This is a genomic window from Acidovorax soli, from assembly GCF_900107605.1.
Taxonomy (GTDB): domain Bacteria; phylum Pseudomonadota; class Gammaproteobacteria; order Burkholderiales; family Burkholderiaceae_C; genus Acidovorax; species Acidovorax soli.
Window position 1 is genome coordinate 12,169 of sequence record NZ_FNQJ01000021.1, and the last position, 21,355, is coordinate 33,523.

22 protein-coding genes are annotated in these 21,355 nt (G+C 65.1%); 6 read left to right on the forward strand and 16 right to left on the reverse strand.

The genetic code is table 11. The features are described 5' to 3' along the window. Positions 1-10: 10 nt before the first annotated feature. The 5 genes from BLW02_RS13385 to BLW02_RS20230 form a co-directional block, all read right to left on the reverse strand. Positions 11-685: a hypothetical protein gene (locus BLW02_RS13385; RefSeq protein WP_232476454.1), complete on the reverse strand. Its 675-nt coding sequence runs from the start codon at positions 683-685 to the stop codon at positions 11-13. 13 nt (positions 686-698) lie between these two features. Further along, the gene (locus BLW02_RS19715; protein WP_139285380.1) at positions 699-953 is read right to left on the reverse strand and encodes a hypothetical protein; all 255 of its coding nucleotides are present in this window, start codon (positions 951-953) and stop codon (positions 699-701) included. A gap of 21 nt (positions 954-974) precedes the next feature. Further along, positions 975-1,592, reverse strand: a complete 618-nt coding sequence (locus BLW02_RS13390; protein WP_139285381.1) for a hypothetical protein — start codon at positions 1,590-1,592, stop codon at positions 975-977. Between the two features lie 122 nt (positions 1,593-1,714). Beyond that, positions 1,715-2,986, reverse strand: coding sequence for a site-specific integrase (locus BLW02_RS13395; RefSeq protein WP_086926343.1), 1,272 nt, complete (start codon positions 2,984-2,986; stop codon positions 1,715-1,717). Beyond that, on the reverse strand, positions 2,979-3,218 hold the full coding sequence (locus BLW02_RS20230) for a hypothetical protein (RefSeq protein ID WP_026437435.1): 240 nt from the start codon (positions 3,216-3,218) through the stop codon (positions 2,979-2,981). Before BLW02_RS20230 ends, BLW02_RS13395 begins: the two co-directional genes overlap by 8 nt. Positions 3,219-3,393: 175 nt before the next feature. Between BLW02_RS20230 and BLW02_RS13405 the strand changes: the two genes are divergently transcribed. From BLW02_RS13405 to BLW02_RS13430, 6 genes are all read left to right on the forward strand, one after another. Then, on the forward strand, positions 3,394-3,588 hold the full coding sequence (locus tag BLW02_RS13405; protein ID WP_335622319.1) for a helix-turn-helix domain-containing protein: 195 nt from the start codon (positions 3,394-3,396) through the stop codon (positions 3,586-3,588). A gap of 61 nt (positions 3,589-3,649) precedes the next feature. Beyond that, complete coding sequence (locus BLW02_RS13410) at positions 3,650-5,392, forward strand: type I restriction-modification system subunit M (protein ID WP_092699365.1); 1,743 nt, start codon at positions 3,650-3,652, stop codon at positions 5,390-5,392. Beyond that, a complete protein-coding gene (locus BLW02_RS13415) occupies positions 5,389-6,786 on the forward strand; it encodes a restriction endonuclease subunit S (protein WP_092699367.1) in 1,398 nt (465 codons plus the stop codon). The genes BLW02_RS13410 and BLW02_RS13415 overlap by 4 nt, the downstream gene beginning before the upstream one ends. 362 nt (positions 6,787-7,148) lie before the next feature. Beyond that, positions 7,149-7,448, forward strand: coding sequence for a hypothetical protein (locus BLW02_RS13420; RefSeq protein WP_139285382.1), 300 nt, complete (start codon positions 7,149-7,151; stop codon positions 7,446-7,448). After that, positions 7,445-7,975 carry a DUF6036 family nucleotidyltransferase gene (locus BLW02_RS13425; protein WP_086926346.1) on the forward strand — a complete coding sequence of 177 codons (531 nt, stop codon included), beginning with the start codon at positions 7,445-7,447 and terminating at the stop codon, positions 7,973-7,975. The genes BLW02_RS13420 and BLW02_RS13425 overlap by 4 nt, the downstream gene beginning before the upstream one ends. An 83-nt stretch (positions 7,976-8,058) precedes the next feature. Beyond that, on the forward strand, positions 8,059-11,211 hold the full coding sequence (locus tag BLW02_RS13430) for a type I restriction endonuclease subunit R (protein WP_092699369.1): 3,153 nt from the start codon (positions 8,059-8,061) through the stop codon (positions 11,209-11,211). 383 nt (positions 11,212-11,594) lie between these two features. Here the strand turns inward: BLW02_RS13430 and cobA are convergent, their stop codons facing one another. Genes cobA through cobM form a run of 11 tightly spaced genes read right to left on the reverse strand, consistent with a single transcriptional unit; the run spans position 11,595 to position 21,347 of the window. Further along, entirely contained in the window at positions 11,595-12,341 is a 747-nt protein-coding gene (gene cobA / locus BLW02_RS13435; protein WP_008906444.1) for a uroporphyrinogen-III C-methyltransferase, read from the reverse strand. After that, positions 12,331-12,681, reverse strand: a complete 351-nt coding sequence (locus BLW02_RS13440; RefSeq protein ID WP_008906445.1) for a (2Fe-2S) ferredoxin domain-containing protein — start codon at positions 12,679-12,681, stop codon at positions 12,331-12,333. Before BLW02_RS13440 ends, cobA begins: the two co-directional genes overlap by 11 nt. Beyond that, positions 12,678-13,697 carry a precorrin-3B C(17)-methyltransferase gene (gene cobJ / locus BLW02_RS13445; protein ID WP_086914286.1) on the reverse strand — a complete coding sequence of 340 codons (1,020 nt, stop codon included), beginning with the start codon at positions 13,695-13,697 and terminating at the stop codon, positions 12,678-12,680. Before cobJ ends, BLW02_RS13440 begins: the two co-directional genes overlap by 4 nt. A gap of 43 nt (positions 13,698-13,740) precedes the next feature. Beyond that, positions 13,741-14,865 carry a 5,6-dimethylbenzimidazole synthase gene (bluB, locus tag BLW02_RS13450; RefSeq protein WP_024814081.1) on the reverse strand — a complete coding sequence of 375 codons (1,125 nt, stop codon included), beginning with the start codon at positions 14,863-14,865 and terminating at the stop codon, positions 13,741-13,743. After that, complete coding sequence (locus BLW02_RS13455; RefSeq protein ID WP_204246749.1) at positions 14,862-15,641, reverse strand: cobalamin biosynthesis central domain-containing protein; 780 nt, start codon at positions 15,639-15,641, stop codon at positions 14,862-14,864. The genes bluB and BLW02_RS13455 overlap by 4 nt, the downstream gene beginning before the upstream one ends. Further along, positions 15,638-16,456, reverse strand: a complete 819-nt coding sequence (gene cobI / locus BLW02_RS13460) for a precorrin-2 C(20)-methyltransferase (RefSeq protein WP_008906449.1) — start codon at positions 16,454-16,456, stop codon at positions 15,638-15,640. Before cobI ends, BLW02_RS13455 begins: the two co-directional genes overlap by 4 nt. Then, a complete protein-coding gene (locus BLW02_RS13465; RefSeq protein ID WP_008906450.1) occupies positions 16,449-17,804 on the reverse strand; it encodes a bifunctional cobalt-precorrin-7 (C(5))-methyltransferase/cobalt-precorrin-6B (C(15))-methyltransferase in 1,356 nt (451 codons plus the stop codon). Before BLW02_RS13465 ends, cobI begins: the two co-directional genes overlap by 8 nt. Then, a complete protein-coding gene (locus BLW02_RS13470) occupies positions 17,801-19,000 on the reverse strand; it encodes a cobalt-precorrin-5B (C(1))-methyltransferase (RefSeq protein WP_008906451.1) in 1,200 nt (399 codons plus the stop codon). Before BLW02_RS13470 ends, BLW02_RS13465 begins: the two co-directional genes overlap by 4 nt. After that, positions 19,001-19,681 carry a precorrin-8X methylmutase gene (locus BLW02_RS13475; RefSeq protein WP_024814083.1) on the reverse strand — a complete coding sequence of 227 codons (681 nt, stop codon included), beginning with the start codon at positions 19,679-19,681 and terminating at the stop codon, positions 19,001-19,003. Further along, entirely contained in the window at positions 19,678-20,568 is an 891-nt protein-coding gene (locus BLW02_RS13480) for a sirohydrochlorin chelatase (RefSeq protein ID WP_008906453.1), read from the reverse strand. The genes BLW02_RS13475 and BLW02_RS13480 overlap by 4 nt, the downstream gene beginning before the upstream one ends. Further along, the gene (gene cobM / locus BLW02_RS13485) at positions 20,565-21,347 is read right to left on the reverse strand and encodes a precorrin-4 C(11)-methyltransferase (protein ID WP_008906454.1); all 783 of its coding nucleotides are present in this window, start codon (positions 21,345-21,347) and stop codon (positions 20,565-20,567) included. Before cobM ends, BLW02_RS13480 begins: the two co-directional genes overlap by 4 nt. Positions 21,348-21,355 lie beyond the last annotated feature (8 nt).

The following is a 21,355-nucleotide window of genomic DNA, read 5'->3' on the forward strand; positions in this document are numbered from 1 at the left end:
TCAAACCTCTTCAGGCCTTCACTTCAGGGGCAGTGTGGTGGGCGGGAGCCAGTACGGCCCGCTCGCGCAGCCAGCTTGCTTTGTCGTATACAAAGTCCGGAAACTCTTGGGTCAAGGTGGTTTTCTGCAAGATGAGTTCTCGGGCCAAGTGCGCCACTTCTGCCAGCTCCTTTTCATTTCTTACTTCAAACGGTGCCACAAGGCTGACACCCATCGCCCAACTGAGACGCTCCCATTTCCATGAGGGCCGAACCTCCAAGTCAATCCCATCCCGGGTCAGCCGTTCTTCAATTTTCTGAAGCTTTGCGTAGTGCTGTGTCTGGGCCTCGGAAGGTGCGCGGCTGGTGAAGCTGCTCAGTTTTTTCCGCTTGCTCGACTTGCCAACCATCTTGTAGCCTTTGGTCCCGCCCTCAAAGAGCCAGTCATCCCGTGGGCCGTCACCCGCCTCGTCCCAAGCCATGGAAGAAATAGCCTCCCCATAGATGTGTCGAGGGTGATGCCACCAGACGATGATGCGCCGCCCGTTGAGGATGAAACCCACGTCATCCCAATACGACAGACTTTCAGGCCCCATGTTCCAGTAGGCGTGCGGGATGAACAGACCGCCATCTGAAAGACGCCACTGTTGCATGCGGTGATACTCACGCATGCGCCTACCCAAATACTCATAATGCGGATTTCTCATGTGGATTCCTTGGTCAACCCTTGGGTGCTAAGGCCCAGGCAGACGTCGACAGGCGCAGCCAGGGACCCAGTGTTTCCTTCAAACAACTGTGGCAAAGATCGATATCCACCCGCGTTCCATCGCCCAGGGGCGATCCCCAGCCCGCGTCGAACCCCAGCTGCAGGAAGTTGTTCAGGCCATCGCCCTCATCGTGTCGCGCCTGCGTTCCACAGCGGTCGCAAATGAGTTCCGCGACGAACGGTGTCGACATCAATTCATGAACTCTCATTTTGTGCACCTTGATTGATAGCTAAGGCATCTGCATCATCACACTGCCAAGCGCAGCCTGTATACGCGCTACCTGCTGCGGGTCAGCCGTGTCGTCATGTTCCATCCCCAGCACTTGAGCAAGTGTGTATCCCAGATCCGCGTGGCAGCGTCGCAGTTGCCTGAGGGGCTCTTCCAGTAACGCTTTGTGTGCCGAGGCTATGCGGCTGCGATAGAAGCGCATGGTTTCGGCATTCTGGGCAGCAGGCCGCCCCAGGACTTGTTGGTAGGCACACCAATAGTAGCCACAGGATTGCACAAAGGCGGCGACTGCTGCCAACTCTCTTTCGTGGCGGTGCAACAGTCTCGGGTAACGGCTCGCTTGGTTTGCGGCGCGTTCGCAAAGGTCCAGAGGCATGGTCGCCGGCTCTCCCGCAGGAGTTGCCACGGGATGAAGATAGGCACGCACCAGGCCATCATCGCCAAAAAGATTGCGAATGAATGCGTTCAGCGCGCCCTGTGCAGCATCGGGCATACGAGCGTAGATCTCGTCGCGATATTGCGTGATCACGTCACAGTCATGTTGCTGCACGCGCTCCGACATGAGCGTGCGGAGGGAGATGCGGTTACGGTTTCGATGCAAGTGAAGTGATGCGGTCATATGAAACTCCTTGGCACTCGAAGTGCAGATTCGGCCAATCGGGCTTACAGGGTGGGCGCAGGCAAGGCTCCGCCCTGCCCTGCGCGTCGGGCACTTGGCGTAGGTTCAAAAAAGCGATGTGGTTAGGTAGTGGTTGCCACTGCCGGTGAAGCCTCAAGCGCCAGGATCACGGGGGTCACGTTCCCCGTGACGGGCGCTAACGAGATGTGCTGCTTGAGCAAGCGCTCCATGGCAGAGCCGTCCCGGCGCGTCAGGTTGGGCACATACCGGCTGTAGACACGGAACAGCATTTCGGTGCTGGTGTGACCCAACTGTCGCGCAATCCATTCCGGCGCTTCCCCGGCAGCAAGCCACAGCGTTGCCGCCGTATGCCGCATCTGGTAGGCCCTGCGGTGCTCCAACCCCAGGTGACGTAGCAGCGGCGCCCAGACCCGGTTGAGGAAGTTCTGGTTATCAATGGGCTTGCCACTGCGCAAGCTGAATACATACTCCGAGTCAGGGTGCCGAGTCTTGAACTGCGCCTGCAGGGCATCGAACACCATCTCGTTCATCTGGATGTCGCGCATGCTGCCATCCGTCTTGAGCTCGTCTTCCTCGTTGAGCACGATCGACTCACGCACCAGGATGAGCCGACGCTCGAAATCGATGTACTTCCATTTGAGACCATGCACCTCTCCGGTTCGCATTCCTGTGAAAAAGCGCACGGTGAAGTAGTTGCGATAGTCCGCCCTCGCGGTGGACAGGATGCGCTGCACGTCCTCCAGCGTGAAGGGCATGACATCGCTGCGCTTCATCTTCAAGGGTTTGATATTGCGGAAGGCGGACGTAAACTCGAACCGGTCGGCCGCTTCGTTAAGGATCTGTCGCAAAGGCTTCATGATGGAGTTGATGCGTCGGTTGGATAGGGTGTTGCTGGACTTTCGGGCGGGAACTTTGGCGAGTGAAGCCCGAAATGCCAGTACGTCTGCCTTGGTGATCTGGCCGACCTCCTTGTCCCCGAAAAAGGGGATCAGGTATTTGTCCAGTGCACCGCGTTGCGTGATGCTGTAGCTGCGCCGCCATGTCACCTCGGCCTCTACGAACCACACCTCGGCGAAGTCGCTAAACAGCGGGGTTGTGCTGGGAGGCTGCTTCAACGCGCCTGGTGCAGGCCCGGCAAGCATGGGCTCCTGCGGGGGGTCTGTCTCCACGGCAGGCAAGGGTTTGCCGAAGGTTTTTTGGTAATCGAAGGCGCCCAGGGCGATTTCTCCTTCGATGCGCTCCAGCACCTTCAGTAAGCGCTTGCGGTTGGCTGAGGTGTCGGGCAACGTGGTGTATTCCCGCAGCCGCTGCCCCGCATATCGGAAGTCCAGGAACAGCGTCCCTTTACTTTCCAGGCGGCGGATACTACCCATGAATCACACCTCCATTGGCCAGCGGTATGCCCTCTGCACATACGGCCGAATACTGAGTCATGTCTGTTTCGATGTGCTCCCAGATATAGAGAGTTTTGCGTCCACCGAAAGGGCGGATGTAATGCCGACCCTCAAGTAGGACGCTGTCCTTGAGCCTGTCCCGGATGGTCCGTGCGTCGTACTTGATGCGGTCTGACAACTCGTCAGTGGTCAGATAGGTACACGATGTCATTTCTCTCTCCTTGCAATGGTGGACAATCAGGATTCAAAAAAGTCACGCACTGCGTTTTTTTGTCATCCTGGATGGCATTATGAGCGCGAAATCGCCCTTGTCAATGACTTTTTGTCGTTCTGAGCGATATTTCTACATGGAGAATGTCTTGATCAAGTGTCACCTGTCCAGGCTTATGGGAGAACGAAAGCTCAAGATCAGCGACCTTGCGCGGGACACTGGTCTCCATAGGAACACCATCACGCTGCTCTACCAGGAGACGGCTACACGAGTTGATCTGGATGCGATCAACACCTTGTGTGGCTACTTCAGCGTTCCGGTAGGTGAATTGTTCGAATACGTCCCAGACAGTACGTCGGACCAAGAATGACAACCCGTCCCCTGCGGCACAACACGAAGTTGCCTCAGAGATCTGCGTATAACCACCATCAATGAACCAACAAACCCTCTCCGCCTTCATCTGGTCCGTGGCCGACCTGCTGCGCGGCGACTACAAGCAATCCGACTACGGCAAGGTCATCCTGCCCTTCACCGTGCTGCGCCGCCTCGACTGCGTGCTCGAATCGACCAAGCCCGCCGTGCTGACCGAGTTGGCGGCCAAGCAGGCACAGGACGTCAACCCCGAACCCTTCCTGCTGCGCAAGGCGGGGCAGAGTTTCTACAACACCTCCACGCTCGACCTCAAAAAGCTGCTGGGCGACCCCGACCACATCGCGCAAAACCTGTTCAGCTACGTGCAGGCGTTCTCACCTGCCGTGCGCGACGTGTTCGAGCGCTTTGAATTCCACACCCAGGTCGAGCGGCTGGCCAAGGCCGGGCTGCTCTACCAGGTGGCAGAAAAGTTCACCCAGATCGACCTGCACCCCGAAGTGGTCAGCAACATGCAGATGGGGCTGGTGTTCGAGGAGCTGATCCGCAAGTTCGCTGAAATCAGCAACGAGACCGCCGGGGAGCACTTCACCCCGCGTGAGGTCATCCGGCTCATGGTCAACCTCATCTTCATTGAAGACGACGCCATCCTCAGCAAGCCCGGCGTGGTGCGCACCATTTACGACCCCACGGCGGGCACGGGCGGCATGCTCAGCGTCGCCGGCGAATACCTGGCCGAGCACAACCCCCAGGCGCGCCTGACAGTGTTTGGCCAAGAACTCAACCCCGAGTCCTACGCCATCTGCAAGGCCGACATGCTGATCAAAGGCCAGGACGTGGCCAACATCGCCTTTGGCAACACCCTCAGCGACGACGGCCATGCGCACAAGCGGTTCGACTACATGCTCTCCAACCCCCCGTTTGGCGTGGAATGGAAGAAGGTCGAAAAAGAAGTGCGCAAGGAGCACGAGCAGCAGGGCTACAACGGCCGCTTTGGCCCCGGCCTGCCCCGCGTGAGCGATGGCTCCATGCTGTTTTTGCTGCACCTGCTCAGCAAGATGCGCCCCGCGACCGAGGGTGGTAGCCGCTTCGGCATCGTGCTTAACGGCTCGCCGCTGTTCACCGGCGGCGCGGGCAGTGGCGAGAGCGAAATCCGCCGCTACGTGCTGGAGAACGATCTGTGTGAAGCCATCGTGGGTCTGCCCACCGACATGTTCTACAACACCGGCATCAGCACCTACGTCTGGATCATCAGCAACCGCAAGCCCGAGGCCCGCAAGGGCAAGGTGCAGCTGATCGACGCCAGCGGCATGTGGCAGAAGATGCGCAAGAGCCTCGGCTCCAAGCGCAAAGAACTCAGCGACGCCCACATCGAGCGCATCACCCGCCTGTTTGGCGACTTTGCCGAGGCCGAGCACGACGGCAAGCCCATCAGCCGCATCTTCGACAACGAAGCCTTCGGCTACCACGCCATCACCGTCGAGCGCCCGCTGCGCGATGAAGCGGGCAACGTGGTGCTGGGCCTCAAGGGCAAGCAAAAGGGCAAACCCCAGCCCGATGCCAGCCTGCGCGACACCGAGAACGTGCCCTACACCGAAGACGTGGCCGAGTATTTCAAGCGTGAGGTGCTGCCCCACGCCCCGGACGCCTGGATCGACCCAGAAAAGACCAAGGTGGGCTACGAAATCCCGTTCAACCGGCACTTCTACGTCTTCAAGCCGCCGCGCCCTCTGGCGGAGATTGATGCCGATCTCAAGCAAACAACCGACCGCATCCTGGACATGATCAAGGGGCTGTCGGCATGAGCTTTCCGAGATACCCGGAGTACAAGGACAGTGGTCAGGATTGGCTTGGAACTATTCCGAGCCATTGGACTGTCATGCCATTGGCCAAGATAGCCCTGGGGCCAGGCTCACTTTTCATCGATGGGGACTGGGTCGAGAGCAAGGACTTGGCGGATGACGGCATTAGGTACATCACGACCGGCAATGTTGGCGAAGGCAGATACAAGGAACAAGGCAGCGGATACATCAGTCAGGCCAAGTTTGACGAACTGCGATGCACAGAAGTGCTACCCGGCGATGTATTGATCTCGCGTCTCAACCTGCCGATAGGCCGCGCTTGTGTTGTGCCTGATCTGGGTGAACGAATCATCACTTCAGTGGATAACGTGATCACCCGCCCGGATAGCGGTTATTCCCGGGCATATCTTGCCTACATGCTTTCAAGTGCATCGCACTTTGCAAACATGGAGATTTTGGCTCGCGGCACCACCATGCAGCGCATCAGCCGCAGCACTCTCGGGCAAGTCCGATTCGCATTTCCAACTGAAGAACAAACCACCATCGCCACCTTCCTCGACCGCGAAACCGCCAAGATCGACGCGCTGGTGGCCGAGCAGGAAAAGCTGATCGGCCTGCTGCAGGAAAAGCGCCAGGCCGTCATCTCCCACGCCGTGACCAAGGGGCTGGACCCGAACGTGCCGATGAAGGACTCGGGCGTGGAGTGGCTGGGGGAAGTGCCGGGGCATTGGGAGCCAAAGCGGCTCAAGTTTCTTGCTTCAAACATCAAAGCTGGCCCGTTTGGCTCTGCATTGACTAAGGATATGTACGTCGGCTCTGGATACAGGGTGTACGGGCAGGAGCAGGTGATCCCCGGTGATTTTGCTATCGGTGATTACTACATCGACGAGGCCAAGTTTGCAGAGTTGTCCCAGTACGAAACCCGGACAGATGATGTGCTAATCAGCTGTGTTGGCACGTTTGGGAAGATTGCCGTTGTGCCAGCGGACGCTGCGCCGGGAATCATCAACCCACGCCTTATTCGCTTGCGTACGGCGAAAGATGTCATGCCGCTTTTTCTTGCTGAGGTTCTCAGGAGCACCGTAACCTTCGAGCAGTTCTCGGTTCTCAGTAGGGGCGGTACCATGGACGTAATCAACATCGGAACGTTAAGCGACATCTGGATTGCACTCCCACCAATAGCCGAGCAATCAGCGATCCTGAACGAAATCACTACGCAGATGGCACGCTTTGACGCGCTGATGGCCCAAGCCCAATCCGCCATCACCCTCCTGCAAGAACGCCGCACCGCCCTGATCTCCGCCGCCGTCACCGGCCAAATCGACGTGCGCGGGCTGGCGGGCGGTGCAAATGCTCCTGATTCAATAGCTGCTAGCGATTATCCAGCAAGCGCTTGAGGCCAATTTTGCTTCAAACCCACCCTATCCCCTTGCCGCATGAAGCCTTCAAGGCAACCATCGTCGCCTTATGAGCAACAAACAGAACGGACCGCCATAGCGCCCTTGCATGGGCAGATGGGTAGTGAACCGGCGGCCAGGAAACTGAGAAATAAATCGCCCATCCCCGCATTTCTGAGAAAAATCCCCTGGCGCTGAAAATTCCCCCCGATTGTTCGGGCGCAACGCCGACGCCAAGTTCTGCGGGCGCTGTCCAGCAAGGCGCCTCCACGCAAACGCCCTCTGACAGCCCTCCTGCTACCATTCAGTCATCTCATTTCCAGACGGTCCCTCACCCAAGGTTTTTCATGCAAGCGCCCAACATGCAAGCACGCCAAGGCAAGCAAGCGCAGGACGAAGCGCTGCGGTCCTTGCACCGCTATGTCTACGAGCAGCTGCAGTCAGACCGCAAGGATGAGATCCTGCAACATGCGCGCCAGCGCATCGGGCTGTGGAAACAGGGCCGCCTGTGCAGCGATTACTACATCCGGTTTTGGTCTGGTGTGGTGAGCTCGGGCGACAGTGCTGTTTACAAGCAGAAAGTGCTGGAAGCGTCGGAGCGCCGCTCGCTGGGAATGATGCAGAACACGCCCTTTTCGTTCTTGCTGCGGGAATTGCGTTGAACCGCGAACAGCTTCATGCACTGCTGACGCAGGCCAAAGCCATCGTTCACCACACAGACTTCGTGATCGTTGGCTCGCTCTCCATCCTGGGCGCCGTCAGCGACCCACCCCGCACGATGGTGATGTCCATTGATGTGGATACCTATCTGAAGAACGACCCCCAGCGCACCTACGAACTGGCCCAGGCACTGGGCCAGGGCTCTGTGTTCGAGGATGAATTCGGTTATTACCTGGACCCGGTATCCCCCAGCCTGCCCTCGTTCCCGGAGGGGTGGCAGGAGAGGTTGATTCCGCTGGATTTCGGTGACGTGAAGGCTTTTTTTGTGCAGCCTGACGATGTGGCAGTTTCCAAGTACATGCGCGGCGAAGAACGCGACCTGCGTTGGCTGCTCGCTGGCCTGAAAAGTGGGCTCCTCGACATGCACACCATTGAACGTCGGATTGCGAGCGCACCGGCATTGGAAGGGGAGCTGCCCGCTGCCCGCAAAAGGATGGCGCGGCATCGCAAGGCATTGAAGCTCACCTGACCCCCGCTGAATCCAAGGCCAGGCATGGAGTGCAGTCACGGTGTCCCCATGAGACAAACAGCATCGGAAGGAACCTGCAGCCCATGAGCTTGCACAACGAAATCGCGTTCGAGACCGACATCTGCAACCACCTGGCAGCGCAGGGCTGGCTCTATGGTGAACCAGGCACCGAGGGCGACGCCAGCGGCTACGACACCCCCCGCGCCCTGTACCCCGCCGACCTGCTGGCCTGGGTGCAGGCCACGCAGCCGCAAGCCTGGGAGGCGCTGGTCAAGAACCACGGCGCAGCGGCCCCGGCCATGCTGCTGGACCGCCTGCGCAAGGCGCTGGACGACCGGGGCACGCTCGAAGTGCTGCGCGTGGGCATCGACCTGCTGGGGCTTAAAAGCCCGCTGAAGCTGGCGCAGTTCAAGCCCGCGCTGGCGATGAACCCCGACCTGCAGGCGCGCTACGCCGCCAACCGCCTGCGCGTGGTGCGGCAGTGCCGCACCGGGCATGACGACATCATCGACCTGGTGCTGTTCTTGAACGGCATCCCCGTGGCCACGGCGGAAATCAAAACCGACTTCACGCAGGACATGAACGCGGCGGTGGACCAGTACCGCTTTGACCGCATCCCCAAACCCAAGGGCCGGCCGTTTGCCGAGCCGTTGCTGGACTTTCCGCGGGGTGCGCTGGTCCACTTTGCCGTGAGCAACCGCACGGTGATGATGGCCACGCGCCTGCTTGGGCCCGCCACGCGCTTTCTGCCCTTCAACCAGGGCGACCACGGCGGCGCGGGCAACCCGCCCAACCCCGCAGGGCATCGCACCGCCTACCTGTGGGAGCAGGTGTGGCAGCGCGACAGCTGGCTGGAGATCATTGGCCGCTACCTCGTCACCCAGCGCGACAGCAAGAAGAAGGTGACGGGCTTCATCTTCCCGCGCTACCACCAGCTCGATGCCACGCGCAAGCTGCAAGCGGCCGTGCTGGCCGAGGGCGCCGGGCACAAGTACCTGATCCAGCACAGCGCGGGATCGGGCAAGACCAATTCGATTGCCTGGACGGCGCACTTTCTGGCCGACCTGCACGATGCCGACAACCACAAGCTGTTTGACAGCGTGCTGGTGGTGAGCGACCGCAACGTGCTCGATGCGCAGCTGCAAGAGGCCATCTTCGACTTCGAGCGCACCAAGGGCGTGGTGGCCACCATCAAGGGCGAAGGCGGCAGCAAAAGCGGCGAGCTGGCCGAGGCGCTGGGCGGCAGCAAGAAGATTGTGGTTTGCACCATCCAGACCTTTCCGTTCGCCCTCAAGGCCGTGCAGGAGCTGGCCGCCACCCAGGGCAAGCGCTTTGCCGTGATTGCCGACGAAGCGCACAGCAGCCAGACGGGCGAAGCTGCAGCCAAGCTCAAGCAGTTGCTGAGCGCCGAAGAACTCAAAGACCTGGCAGATGGTGGCGAGGTCAGCACCGAAGACCTGCTGGCCGCGCAGATGGCAGCCCGGGCCAACGACACCGGCATCACGTATGTGGCCTTCACCGCCACGCCCAAATCCAAAACACTGGAGCTGTTTGGCCGCCGCCCCAACCCCGAGCAGCCCGCCGGGCCAGGCAACCTGCCCGCACCGTTCCACATCTACAGCATGCGCCAGGCCATCGAAGAGGGCTTCATCCTCGACGTGCTGAAGAACTACACGCCCTACAAGCTGGCCTTCAAGCTGGCGAACGAGGGCAAAGAGTGGGACGAGAAGCAGGTCGAGCGCAGCGAGGCCATGAAGGGCCTGATGCGCTGGGTGCGCCTGCACCCCTACAACATCAGCCAGAAGGTGGCGGTGGTGGTGGAGCACTTCCGCGAGAACGTGCAGCCCCTGCTGAGCGGCCACGCCAAGGCCATGGTGGTGGTGGGCAGCCGCCAGGAGGCCGTGCGCTGGCAGCTGGCCATGCAGAGCTACATCCAGGACAACGGCTACCAACTGGGAGCGCTGGTAGCGTTCTCGGGCGAGGTGAACGACCCGCAGAGCCTGCCCGACCCGGTGACGGAAAACAGCATTCAGCTGAACCCGAATCTCAAGGGCCGCGACATGCGCGAGGCGTTTGCCACCGACGAATACCAAGTATTGCTGGTGGCCAACAAGTTCCAGACCGGGTTTGACCAGCCCCTGCTGTGCGGCATGTACTTGGACAAGCGCCTGGGCGGCATTCAGGCGGTGCAAACACTGAGCCGCCTGAACCGGGCCTACAGCGGGCCATTCGGTGTGAAGGACACCACCTATATCATGGACTTCGTGAACGAGCCGGACGACGTTCTGGCTGCGTTCAAAACCTATTACGAAACCGCCGAACTGGCCGGGGTGACCGACCCGCACCTGGTTTATGACCTGCGCGCCAAGCTCGATGCCTCGGGCCACTACGACGAGTTCGAGGTCGAGCGCGTGGTGCTGGCCGAGTTGAACCCCAAGGCCACGCAGGCCATGCTGGTGGCCGCCATCGAGCCCGTGGCCGACCGGCTGCTCAAACGCTACAAGGCGGCGCGGCAAAAACAACAGGATGCAGAGGGCAGCGCCATTGCAGATGGCCCGGCAGCGCAGCAGGCAAAGGATGAGCTCGCGGCCCTTGTCCTGTTCAAGCGCGACCTGGGCACCTTCGTGCGCGTGTACGCCTTCCTGGGCCAAGTATTCGACTACGGCAACACCGCCATCGAAAAGCGCGCCATCTTCTTCAAGCGCCTGCTGCCCCTGCTGGACTTCGGCCGGGAGCGCGAAGGGGTGGACCTGTCGAAGGTGGTGCTGACCCACCACCGGCTGAAGGAGCAAGGCCAGCGCAGCCTGGCGCTGCACGACACCGACGGCGACTACAAGCTGCAGCCCCTGACCGACACCGGCGCGGGCGCGGTGCAGGACAAGATGAAAGTGCTGCTATCAGAGATCGTTGCCAAGGTGAACGACCTGTTCGACGGCGAACTCAGCGACGACGACCGGCTGGTGTATGTGAACCACGTCAAAGGCAAACTGCTGGAGTCCGACATCCTGGTGCAACAGGCCAGCAACAACAGCAAGGGCCAGTTCGACAACTCACCCGACCTGGACAGCGCACTGACCGACGCCATCATCGACGCCTTTGATGCCTACACCACCATGAGCAAACAGGCGCTGGACAGCGAGCGGGTGCGCTCCGGGCTCAAGGCCATCTTGCTGGGGCCGGCGCAGTTGTATGAGGTGTTGAGGGAGCGGGGGGGCAACAGATTCAATGCTCAGTAGCCATGTCTTGCGCTCGTGAAACGCTACTAGGCTCAGTGGAGTTGATTTCTATGGGGCTGGCAGGTGATGGCCAAGAGCAAGCTTCATGTCTTACGGGCGAACTTCCGCTTCAGGCTGACTGCCGTCACCTTCGGTGTACGACTCAATGATCGCTGATACACACACAGCTGACGCTGAACCGATTGCGGATCGAACGCCGGGTCCTCCTGCAGGACAAGCACTGAGTAGGGGACGCACGGGACACCGCTAACTTCGAGAAGCAGTGCAACACTAGCGTTGGCTGCCGGAAATGTGTCCGAATCCCCAAATTGTCTGCTGCGCCAGGCAGCAGCGATCAGCTCCAAGGAGAGTCAGCGCCCTTGCCGTCGACTCAGACACTCGCATCATTCTTCAAATGACGGGCTCAGTCGCACCGTTTCGCCAATGATCAGCAAGCCCGGTCGAGGACCGTAGGGGGGAGCGATCTCGACCAAGCGGCGCAATGGGTGGGCCAGAACGGACTGTGTGGGTCGGGCACCGTCCTGGACGATGGCCGCGGGTGTGTCGGGCGGCAGCCCGTGGGCGATCAAGGCCTGGGCAATCTGCGCCAGACGCTGAACGCCCATGTAGAACACCCGGGTCTGCCCCGCACCCGCCAGGGCTTGCCAGTCGTGACTGGCCTGGTCGTCCGCCAGATGGCCGGGCAGAAACACGCAGCTGGCTGCAAGGTGGCGGTGAGTCAGCGGAATGCCAGCCGCGGCGGAGCAGCCGCTGGCGGCTGTCACACCGGGCACCACCTCGAATGCAATGCCGGCCGCCTGCAGCGCCAGCACTTCCTCGCCACCACGTCCGAACACATAGGGGTCACCACCTTTGAGGCGAACGACGCGCAGGCCCTGGCGCGCATGCCCCACCAGCAGGTCATGAATCTCTTCCTGCGGGACCGCGTGGTGTCCCAGCGCCTTGCCCACGTACACACGCCGGGCGGCGGCCGGGATCAGCGCCAGCACATCCTCGGCGATCAGCCGATCGTGCACCACCACTTGGGCCTGTTTCAGCCGGTTCAGCGCGCGCAGCGTCATCAGGTCGGCCGGTCCCGGCCCGGCGCCAACGATGCAGACCGAGCCCGCAGCCGGCGTCTCACTCACCATCGATGACCCCCGGTCCCTGGTGGAACACCAGATCGGCGACTACCTGTCCGCCCACCAGGTGCTGCCCGATGATGCGGTCCATGTTGTCGGGGGTCACGCCGTGGTACCAGGTGCCGTCGGGCTGCACGCACAGGATGGGGCCGCCCTTGCAGGCAGCAAAACAGCTCACGCGGCTGCGCTTGACGCGAAGCGCGCCTTCGTTCAGCCCGGCGGCCTTGAACTTCTCGCCCAGGCTGTCGAACAGCACCTGCGCCGCGCCGTCCTGCGTGCAGCGCGTGCCGGTGCAGACCAGCAGGTGCCGGCGGTAGTCGCCGATGCGGGGTTTTTCTGTGCTGCTCATGCCTCGGTCTCCTCTGTGCCGGCCTCGGCCGGTGCGTGTGCATCGGGCGCCGCCAGCACCTGTGCGATGTAGTCGGCGGGCAGGCGGTGTCGGCTGGCGAGTTCGACCAGTCCCGCGCCGGCTGCGTGCTCGGCCCGCAGCCCCTCGATCCAGCCCAGCAGGCCACTGGAGAGCGAGCGGCCGGCCTTCTCGCCTTCGCGGGTCTCGAAGCCCTGGCCCACGTCGTATTTGTTGGCGTAACCGCGCGGGGTGACCATCAGCCCCTCGCGCAGGAAGGTGCTGCTGTTGCCGATCAGCACGGTGCTGAGCATGCCGATCTCCTGTTCGGCCATCTGGTCCAGGGTGGTGTGCACGATGTGCTGGCGGCGCCGGTAAGCGCTCTTGACGATCGCCACCGGCGTGTCCGCCCGGCGGTGGCGCAGGAACAGGCGCTGCGCCTCGACGATCTGGCGCGTGCGGCGCCCGCTCTTTGGGTTGTAAAGCGCCACCACGAAGTCGGCCGCGGCGGCGGCGTCCAGGCGCCGGGCGATCACCGGCCAGGGCGTCAGCAGGTCGGACAGCGAGATGGAGCAGAAGTCGTGCGTCAGCGGCGCGCCGACCAGGGCCGCGCAGGCGTTGATGGCCGACGCGCCGGGCACGATCTCCACCGCCACATGGTCCTCCGGCGTCCAGCCGGCCTGGAACAGCACCTCGTAGGTCGGGCCGGCCATGCCGTAGACGCCGGCGTCGCCCGACGAGATCAGCGCCACCTTCTTGCCGGCGCGGGCCGCGGCCAGCGCGTGCACGGCGCGGTCCAGCTCTTCGGTCATGCCCTTGCGCACGACTTCCTTGCCGTCCAGCAGGTCGGCCACCAGCTTGATGTAGGTGACGTAGCCAACCACCACGTCGGCCTCGGCGATGGCGGCGCGCGCGCGGGCGGTCATGTGGTCGGTATGGCCGGGGCCGATGCCCACCAGGCTGATGCGGCCGGTGGTGCCCGCGTTGCGCGGGGCAGTGACGGGGGTGTCTGTGGTCATGTCGTTCCTTGGGACGGGCGGGGGTTCAATGGCAAGGCCGCGGTCAGCTGTGCAGCGGTTGTTCGGTGGTGGCGCTGGTGTCGGTGTTCCAGGACGGGGCCCAGTTGTTCTCGGTGAACAGGGCCGGCACCGGACGCGCCTGGCGCCACTGTTGCTGGATGAGCAGGGGTGTTTCGTAGAAGCGATCCACCGGACCGATGCACAACAGGCCCAGCGGCACGGCGCCCGCGGGCAGCGCCAGCAGCGTGTGCAGGTCGCCGGGTTCGAACAGCGACACCCATCCGAGACCCAGGTGTTCGGCGCGCGCGGCCAGCCAGAGGTTTTGCACGGCGGCGCCCGCCGAGCACCACGCCATTTCGCTCGCCAGCGTGCGGCGACCGAACAGCGTGCCGTCGTCTGGCGCCAGCACCAGCGCCCACAGTTCGGCGCACTCGCGCACCCCTTCCACCCTCAGTGCCAGGAACTCAGCCGCACGGGGGCCCAGGGCCTGCGCGGTGCGCATGCGCTCCTGGTCCACGGCAGCGGCCAGCCGGTCGCGCAATACAGGGTCGGTGATGCGCAACACCCGCAGCGGCTGCATCAGGCCCACGGACGGCGCGGCGAGCAGCGCCGATTGCAGGCGGGCCCGCACGTCTTCGGCGACCTGCGCACCGGCAGTGAAGTGGCGCATGTCGCGCCGCACCTGCATCAGCGCCTGCACGGCTTCGCGTTCGCTGGCTGTGAAACGGCGCGCCGGATCGGGGTTGGCGACACAGGGCGGGATGGCTGTGCGCGGCATCACCCGCGCCACCGACACCGTGGCGTTGCGCCCGTCGCCGCCGCGCAGCCGGTGCTTCTCGACGCACAGGGCGGAGGCCTCGGTGGTGCCCGCGGCCAGCAGCGCCGCGGCTTCGGAGACCGAAGGGGTGCCGGTGTGGCGGCGCACGGTTTCGGACGGGTGGGGCACCACCACCTCGGCCAGCTGGGTGGCGGGGTAGAAGTGCAGCGGCCAGCCGGCCTGCGCGGCCAGCGCCAGCAGCGCGGGTTCGTCGGCCTTGAGCGTGATGCTGCCCACGCCGGTCACCTGTCCGCGCTGAAGGCCGGCCACGGCCAGGGCTTCGTCGACCGCTCGCGCCAGCGTAGCCAGGGGCGTGCCGCGGTCGCAGCCGATGCCCAGGGCCACCTTCATGCCGCGGCCTCGGTGGTGGCGTCGTTGCCGGCCGGCAGCGGCGGGCGGTACACCACCAGCCGCTCGTGCAGCGTCTGCCAGAGCGTGTCGTCCACCGGGCGGTGGGTGATCCACAGCACCGCGCGGTAGCGGGCCAGATCCACATCCTCCAGGCGCGTGTGGCGGTGGATGTTCGGCGGCAGCGGGGTGGGGCGGGTCCACCAGTGCGGGCTGCCGGCCTCCTGCACCACGGCCACCGGTTCCTCGTTGACCACCGCGGCCGAGACGCGGGTGATGTTGAGTTTGGGCGCCTCAACCAGCCAGCCCAGCTCACGGCCCAGGATGTCGACCGGGATGGTCTTGCCCACGTCCGACGCGGTGGTGAGCACCGCCGTGGCGCCCAGCAGCGCGGCCACGGTCTCGGCCATGGCGTTGGCGCCGCCCACGTGGCCCGAGAGCACGGGAATGACGAACTGGCCGGCGTCATCCACCACCAGCACGCCGGGGTCCTCGTCCTTGCTCTTCAGGTGGGGTGCGATCAGCCGCACCACCGCACCCAGTGAGACGAAGAACACGATCTGGTCGAAGGCCTGGAAGAGCGACCCGATCTGGTCCTTGAACGCGCCTTCGTACGCCTGCACCGGGTTGGACAGGCCCCTTGTGGCTTCTGCAAACTTGGCCGCGACACAGAGCGACGCCTGAGGCAGCTGCCGCGCCAGCGTGGCCGCCTGGGCAGAGCCGTGTTTCGTGATGGCGACCAGGCAGACGCGGGGAGGGGCGGTGATGTCCGGGTTCATGGGGTGGTCTCCAGTGGCGGTGGGCCGCTCTTTTTCAGGCAGCCCTTGATGCGCTCGCCGCGCACGCGATGAGGGTTCTTCACGATCAGCAGCGAGAGGTAGCTGACCTTGCTGCCGCGCAGCGTGAGCAGTTCGGGGCCGGACAGCCGGCGCTCGTCCAGCGCGCCCACACGCTCCACGAAATGCGCGCCGGCCAGCAGGTCGCGCGCCTCCAGCCAGTCCAGCAGGTCCTCGATCAGCGGCTTGATCTTCATCAGCACCAGGGTGTCGAAGTCGGGCAGCAGCCGGTCGACCGCGCCCACGCCGTAGGCCGCCGGCACGATGGCCACTGTGTCGTCCTGCTCGGCGAACGGTTCGCCCACATCCGCACAGGCCGCGGTGAACGAATTGACTCCTGCGATGGTGCGCACCGGCACCCGCTCGTCCAGCCCGCGCAGGGTGCGCGCGAGGTGGCCGAAGGTGGCGTAGGTGGAGGCATCGCCCTCGACCAGGAACAGCACCTCGCGCCCGGCCTGCAGCCAGGGCAGCACGGTCTGCGCGGCCTTCAGCCAGGCGCGCGCCAGCTTCTCGCCGTCGTGGGTCATGGGAAACAGCAGCGGCGTGTGCGTTTCGGGCAACGGCAGCCCGGCGCGCATCACGATGTCCAGCGCATAGCTGGGCGTCTTGCCACTGCGCACCGGGTAGACCCAGATGGCGTCGCGGCACTCCAGCGCGGCCCAGGCCGCGCGGGTGATCAGGCCGGGGTCGCCCGGGCCCAGCGAGATGCCGTGCAGGGTGCCCATGCGCGGGGTGGTTGAAGGCGTGACGTCAGCCATGCGCCGTCTCCTCGGCCGCCACCACCGGCCCGTGTTCGCCGTGGCCCATGGGGCCCACGCCGGCGCACACCAGCCACACCGGGTTCTCGGCCGCCATGCGGTGCATGTGCAGGATGGGGCGGCTGCGCGCCGCCTGCAGCTGCAGCACGTCCCAGTCGGCGTTCAGCTGCTGCAGGGCCTGGGTGGCGGTGGCCAGGTTCTCCAGTGTCACGAAGTTCATCACCAGCCGGCCGCCGGGCCGCAGGCGCCGCAACACCTGCTCGATCAGTCCGGCCAGCTCGCCGCCCGAGCCACCGATGAACACTGCGTCGGGGTCGGGCCAGTCCTCCAGGCCCTCGGGCGCCTTGCCGTGCTGCAGCGTGTAGTTGCTGACGCCGAAAGCTGCATGGTTGCGCCGGGCGATGGCGTGGTCGGCCTCGTTCTTCTCGATGGCAAACACATGGCCCTGCGGGCACAGGCGGGCGGCCTCCAGGCCCACCGAACCGCTGCCGGCGCCGATGTCCCAGACCACGCTGTCGGCGTGCAGCTGCAGCCGCGCCAGGCTGACGGCGCGCACCTCCTGCTTGGTGATCAGGCCTTTCTCGGGCTGGCGCTGCTCGAAGGCGCTGTCGGCCAGGCCGAAGCGCACCGGTTGCGGTCGCGGCCGGGTGCGCCACAGCAGCACCACGTTCAGCTCGGCAAAGCGCATGCTGGCCGCCTCGGTGGGACTGAGCTGCGCATGCACCTGTTCGTCGGGCTGCAGCAGGTCTTCAGCCACGGCCATGTGGAAGTCGCTGCCCAGACCTTCGGCCAGCAGCAGGCGGGCGATGCGGTCGGGGCAGTTGGCCGGGCTGGTCAGCAGCAGCAGGCGCTGCTCGGCGCGCAGGGCCTGGGCCAGCGCGTACAGGCCGTGCGAGGGTGGGGCACCGCGCTGCCACTCGCCTGCGTCGGCGGCGTGCACGGAGACGATGCGTGCGTCCTGCCAGGCCAGGCCCACGCGGGCACAGGCCAGTTGCAGGGTCGAGAGGTTGGGCAGGATCTCCAGCGCGTCCAGGCACAGGTGCTGGGCAAGGTAGGGTGCGATGCCGTGGCACAGCGGGTCGCCGGTGGCCAGCACCACGCAGGACTGGTGGGCCTCGCGTGCGGCGCGCACCCAGCCGGGCACGGCCTTCAATTGTCCTGTCAGGTCGTGGGTGAGGGTGCCGGGCTTGAGTGCGTGGCGGAACAGCGCCAGCGTGCGCGCGCCGCCAATCACCACGTCGGCCGTGCGCAGGTGGGCCAGCGCGGTGGCGCCGAGGCTGGCCACGCCGTCGTCGAGCACGCCGATGACGCGGCAGCGGTTGGGATCGTGGGAGGGCAGGTCGTTCATTCGGTGTCGAAGTCGAAGTGGTGGGTGTGGCCGATGCCGGTGCGGCCGGCGGTGGCGGGGCGGGGGCGCGCCTCGACGGGGGCCGAGCGCACGTCGGCCACCAGCTTGCCGCTGAAGTCGCACACCAGCACGCGCAGCGCAAACGCGTGGCCGTAGCGCTCGGGCGCGGTGAGTGTGTCGATGGCGCGCTGTGCGAGCGCCTGGTGAAAGGCCGGGCCCAGGCCGCGTTCGACCATCAGCTCGGCGCCGAAGCGCGCGGTCTCGGCGGCGGCGATGGCGGCGCAGTCTTCGTCCGTGGCGCCGATCTGCCGGGCGATCTCGGCGACCAGGTCGGTGTCCACCACGTTGCGGTTGGCGTGGGTGATGGTCTCGCCCTGGGCGATCTTGGTCAGCTTGCCCACCATCACGCCCAGCACCACCTCGGGCAGGCCCTGGGCCACCACCTCATCCAACGCGTAGCGCAGGAAGTCGCCCATCTGCACGAAGCAGGCGGCGGGCAGGCCAGGGCGTTCCGCACGCAGCGTCTGCATAGCAAATGTCTCGGTGCGGCCGCCGGTGGTCAGCGCCACCACACCGTGGTCCAGCGTGGCCGCCACCTGGATGCCCTGCACCACGCTGGCCCGCCAGGCGGCGGTGGAATAGGGTTTGACGATGCCGGTGGTGCCCAGGATGCTGATGCCGCCCAGGATGCCCAGCCGCGCGTTGGTGGTCTTCTTCGCCATCTCCTGGCCGCCGGGCACGCTCACGGTGACCTCCAGCCCGTGCTGTGTGAGTAGCCTCGGCGCGGCCTCGCGCAGGTTGTCGGCGATGTTCTGGCGCGGCACCGGATTGATGGCCGGACCGCCCACCGCCAGCCCGAGGCCAGGCAGCGTCACCGTGCCCACGCCGTCGCCGGCCACGAACGCGATCTCACCTGCCTTGCCGGGCAGCAGGCGCAGGTCCACCGTGAGGTGCGCGCCGTCGGTGCAGTCCGGGTCGTCGCCCGCGAACTTCACCACCATGGCGTGGGCGCTGTGCGCATCGCAGCGCCTGTCGTGCACGTCAAAACGCACCCGCTGGCCGTTGGGCAGCAGGCTCTCCATGGCGTCGGGCACCTGCCCGGTTTCCAGCCCCTGCGCCGCGGCCCGGGCGGCCGCGGCCGCGCAGGCGCCGGTGGTGAAGCCGGTTCGTGTACCGCGCGGGGTGGTGCTTTCCATTCAGGCGCCCTCGGCGCGTTGCTGTGCCTCGGCCAGCGCCAGCAGCGCGTGCAGGGCGGCGACCACCAGGGTGGAGCCGCCCTTGCGGCCGCGGATGACGATCCAGGGCACGTCGGCGATCTGCGCCATCAGGTCTTTCGACTCTGCGGCCGACACGAAACCCACCGGCATGCCCACCACCAGGGCCGGGCGCACGCCGTCCTCCATGATCAGCCGCACGAGTTCGATCAGCGCGGTGGGCGCGTTGCCGATGCCGACGACGGCGCCCTGCAGCAGGCCCAGGCGGTGTGCCTTGCGCATGGCCTGCACGGCGCGGGTGGTGTTCTGCGCCTGCGCCTGCGCAATCACGTCGGCGTCGCTGATGAACTGGTGCGTGGACATGCCGAAGTGCGCCAGGCGCGGCCGCGACAGGCCCGAACAGATCATCTCCACATCGGCCACCACGGGGGTGCCTCCGCGCAGCATCGCGGCCACGCCCGCACGCACCGCGCCGGGGTGGAAGTCGGTCAGGCCGTTGAACTCGAAGTCGGCGTTGGCGTGGATCATGCGGCGCACGATCGGCCACTGCTCGGCCGAGTAGGCGTGCCGCCCGGCCTCGGCGTCGATGATGGCGAAGCTGTCGTGCTCGATGGCCTGGCCGGCGGCGGTGAGCTGCTCGGTGACGGTGTTGACCGTGCTCATGCGGCAGCACCCTCGTGCGCATGGCTGTGCACGTGCACCGGGGCGTGCGTGTGCTCGTGGGAGTGCCCATGGCCCATGTCGTGTGCGAGCTCGCGGTAGCTGCAGCCGTCGCAGGGCAGCTTGCTGTCGGGCACACCGGCCAGCAGGTCGTGCACGCGCTGCTCCACCAGTTCGAAGATTTCTTTCTCGAACCCGAAGTGCGTGCCGCAGGCAAAGCGGATCTGCGGGTACTGCGCCCGCAGGTGGTCCACCTGGCGGTGGATGCGCTGCATCAGCGTGCCGGTGTAGAGGTAGTAGGGCAGCACCACCACTTGGCGCAGGCCGATCAGCACCTGCCGCTGCACCACGCGCTCCAGCCGCGGAAAGGTGATGCCGGTGAAGGCCAGGTCCACCAGCTCGTGGTCGCTTTCTTCCTGCAGCCAGCGCGCCATCTTGGCCATGTCGCCGTTGGCGCCACGGTCGGACGAGCCCCGGCCCAGCAGCACCACGCCGGTGGTGGTGGGGTCGGGCATGTCCAGCGTGGCCATGGCCTGGCGCAGGCGGCGCTTGAGGATGGCGAGGATGGGGTCGCAGGCGCTCAGGTGCGGGCCGTAGAGGAACTCGACGCCGGGTGCGTGCTCGCGGGCGTGCTCGATGGCCTCGGGAATCTCCATCTTGGCGTGACCGGCGGCATTCAGGATCAGTGGCAGCACCAGCACGCGGCGCGACGACCGCGCCGCGGCCAGCAGGCCATCGTGCAGCGAGGGCGCGGCAAATTCGATGAAGCAGACCTCGATGCGCCAGGCCGGCTGGCGCGCGCGCCACTGGTCGACGAAGACGCGGATTTCCTGGTTGCCGGTGTCCTCGCGCGAGCCGTGGCCCACCAGCAGGATCGTGGTGTGATTCATGTCGTGGCTTTCCTGAAGCGGTGTGTGAAGCCCGGGTCGTAGAGCCGGGACCGGGTCAGCTCGGGCCAGTGGCGCGCGCCCAGCGTGGGGCTGGCGATCACCATGGCCTGGCTGACGATGCCAGCGTCGCGGCACTGTTGTTTGATGGTGGCCAGCGTGCCGCGCACGATGCGCTCTTCGCCGGGCCAGCTGGCCTTGTGCACCACGAGCACCGGCGCGTCGTCGGACCAGCCGGCGGCGCGCAGGCCGGCTTCCACCTTGTGCAGCAGCGTGATGGACAGAAAGATGCACAAGGTCGTGCGGTGCGCCGCCAGCGCGGCGAGGTCCTCGCCGTCGGGCATGGGCGTGCGGCCTTCCACCCGCGTGAAGATGGTGGTCTGCGTGACCTCGGGCAAGGTGAAACTCTCGACCGCCGCCGCCGCCGAGGCCATGGCCGAAGACACGCCCGGCACCACCGCCACCGGCACGCCCGCGGCGTCCAGCGGCTGCACCAGTTCGATGAGCGTGCCGTAGAGGGCCGGGTCGCCGGTTTGCAGGCGCACCACGGTGTCGCAGCGCGCCGCGTTTGCGATCAGCCAGGCCGACATCTGCTCCAGCGTCATGTCCTTGCTGTCCGCGATCAGGCAACCCGGCGGTGCCCAGCGGGTGGCCGCCTCGTTCACCAGCGAACCGGCGAACAGGATGGCCCCGGCGCGCGCGATCAGGTCGCGCCCCTTGACCGTGACCAGGTCCGGGTCGCCCGGACCCGCCCCCACAAACCAGACCGTTCCGAGGCCCATGGTGTGCC

Bases quoted from the DNA above. Each gene is read 5' to 3' on its own strand.
- cobA (WP_008906444.1), bottom strand. From the start codon at position 12,341: ATGGTGAGTGAGACGCCGGCTGCGGGCTCGGTCTGCATCGTTGGCGCC.
- BLW02_RS13420 (WP_139285382.1), top strand. From the start codon at position 7,149: ATGCAAGCACGCCAAGGCAAGCAAGCGCAGGACGAAGCGCTGCGGTCC.
- BLW02_RS13465 (WP_008906450.1), bottom strand. From the start codon at position 17,804: ATGAACGACCTGCCCTCCCACGATCCCAACCGCTGCCGCGTCATCGGC.
- BLW02_RS13410 (WP_092699365.1), top strand. From the start codon at position 3,650: ATGAACCAACAAACCCTCTCCGCCTTCATCTGGTCCGTGGCCGACCTG.
- BLW02_RS13395 (WP_086926343.1), bottom strand. From the start codon at position 2,986: ATGGGTAGTATCCGCCGCCTGGAAAGTAAAGGGACGCTGTTCCTGGAC.
- BLW02_RS13480 (WP_008906453.1), bottom strand. From the start codon at position 20,568: ATGAATCACACCACGATCCTGCTGGTGGGCCACGGCTCGCGCGAGGAC.
- BLW02_RS20230 (WP_026437435.1), bottom strand. From the start codon at position 3,218: ATGACATCGTGTACCTATCTGACCACTGACGAGTTGTCAGACCGCATC.
- BLW02_RS13405 (WP_335622319.1), top strand. From the start codon at position 3,394: ATGGGAGAACGAAAGCTCAAGATCAGCGACCTTGCGCGGGACACTGGT.
- BLW02_RS13430 (WP_092699369.1), top strand. From the start codon at position 8,059: ATGAGCTTGCACAACGAAATCGCGTTCGAGACCGACATCTGCAACCAC.
- BLW02_RS13470 (WP_008906451.1), bottom strand. From the start codon at position 19,000: ATGGAAAGCACCACCCCGCGCGGTACACGAACCGGCTTCACCACCGGC.
- cobM (WP_008906454.1), bottom strand. From the start codon at position 21,347: ATGGGCCTCGGAACGGTCTGGTTTGTGGGGGCGGGTCCGGGCGACCCG.
- cobI (WP_008906449.1), bottom strand. From the start codon at position 16,456: ATGGCTGACGTCACGCCTTCAACCACCCCGCGCATGGGCACCCTGCAC.
- cobJ (WP_086914286.1), bottom strand. From the start codon at position 13,697: ATGACCACAGACACCCCCGTCACTGCCCCGCGCAACGCGGGCACCACC.
- BLW02_RS13455 (WP_204246749.1), bottom strand. From the start codon at position 15,641: ATGAACCCGGACATCACCGCCCCTCCCCGCGTCTGCCTGGTCGCCATC.
- bluB (WP_024814081.1), bottom strand. From the start codon at position 14,865: ATGAAGGTGGCCCTGGGCATCGGCTGCGACCGCGGCACGCCCCTGGCT.
- BLW02_RS19715 (WP_139285380.1), bottom strand. From the start codon at position 953: ATGAGAGTTCATGAATTGATGTCGACACCGTTCGTCGCGGAACTCATT.
- BLW02_RS13475 (WP_024814083.1), bottom strand. From the start codon at position 19,681: ATGAGCACGGTCAACACCGTCACCGAGCAGCTCACCGCCGCCGGCCAG.
- BLW02_RS13390 (WP_139285381.1), bottom strand. From the start codon at position 1,592: ATGACCGCATCACTTCACTTGCATCGAAACCGTAACCGCATCTCCCTC.
- BLW02_RS13415 (WP_092699367.1), top strand. From the start codon at position 5,389: ATGAGCTTTCCGAGATACCCGGAGTACAAGGACAGTGGTCAGGATTGG.
- BLW02_RS13385 (WP_232476454.1), bottom strand. From the start codon at position 685: ATGAGAAATCCGCATTATGAGTATTTGGGTAGGCGCATGCGTGAGTAT.
- BLW02_RS13440 (WP_008906445.1), bottom strand. From the start codon at position 12,681: ATGAGCAGCACAGAAAAACCCCGCATCGGCGACTACCGCCGGCACCTG.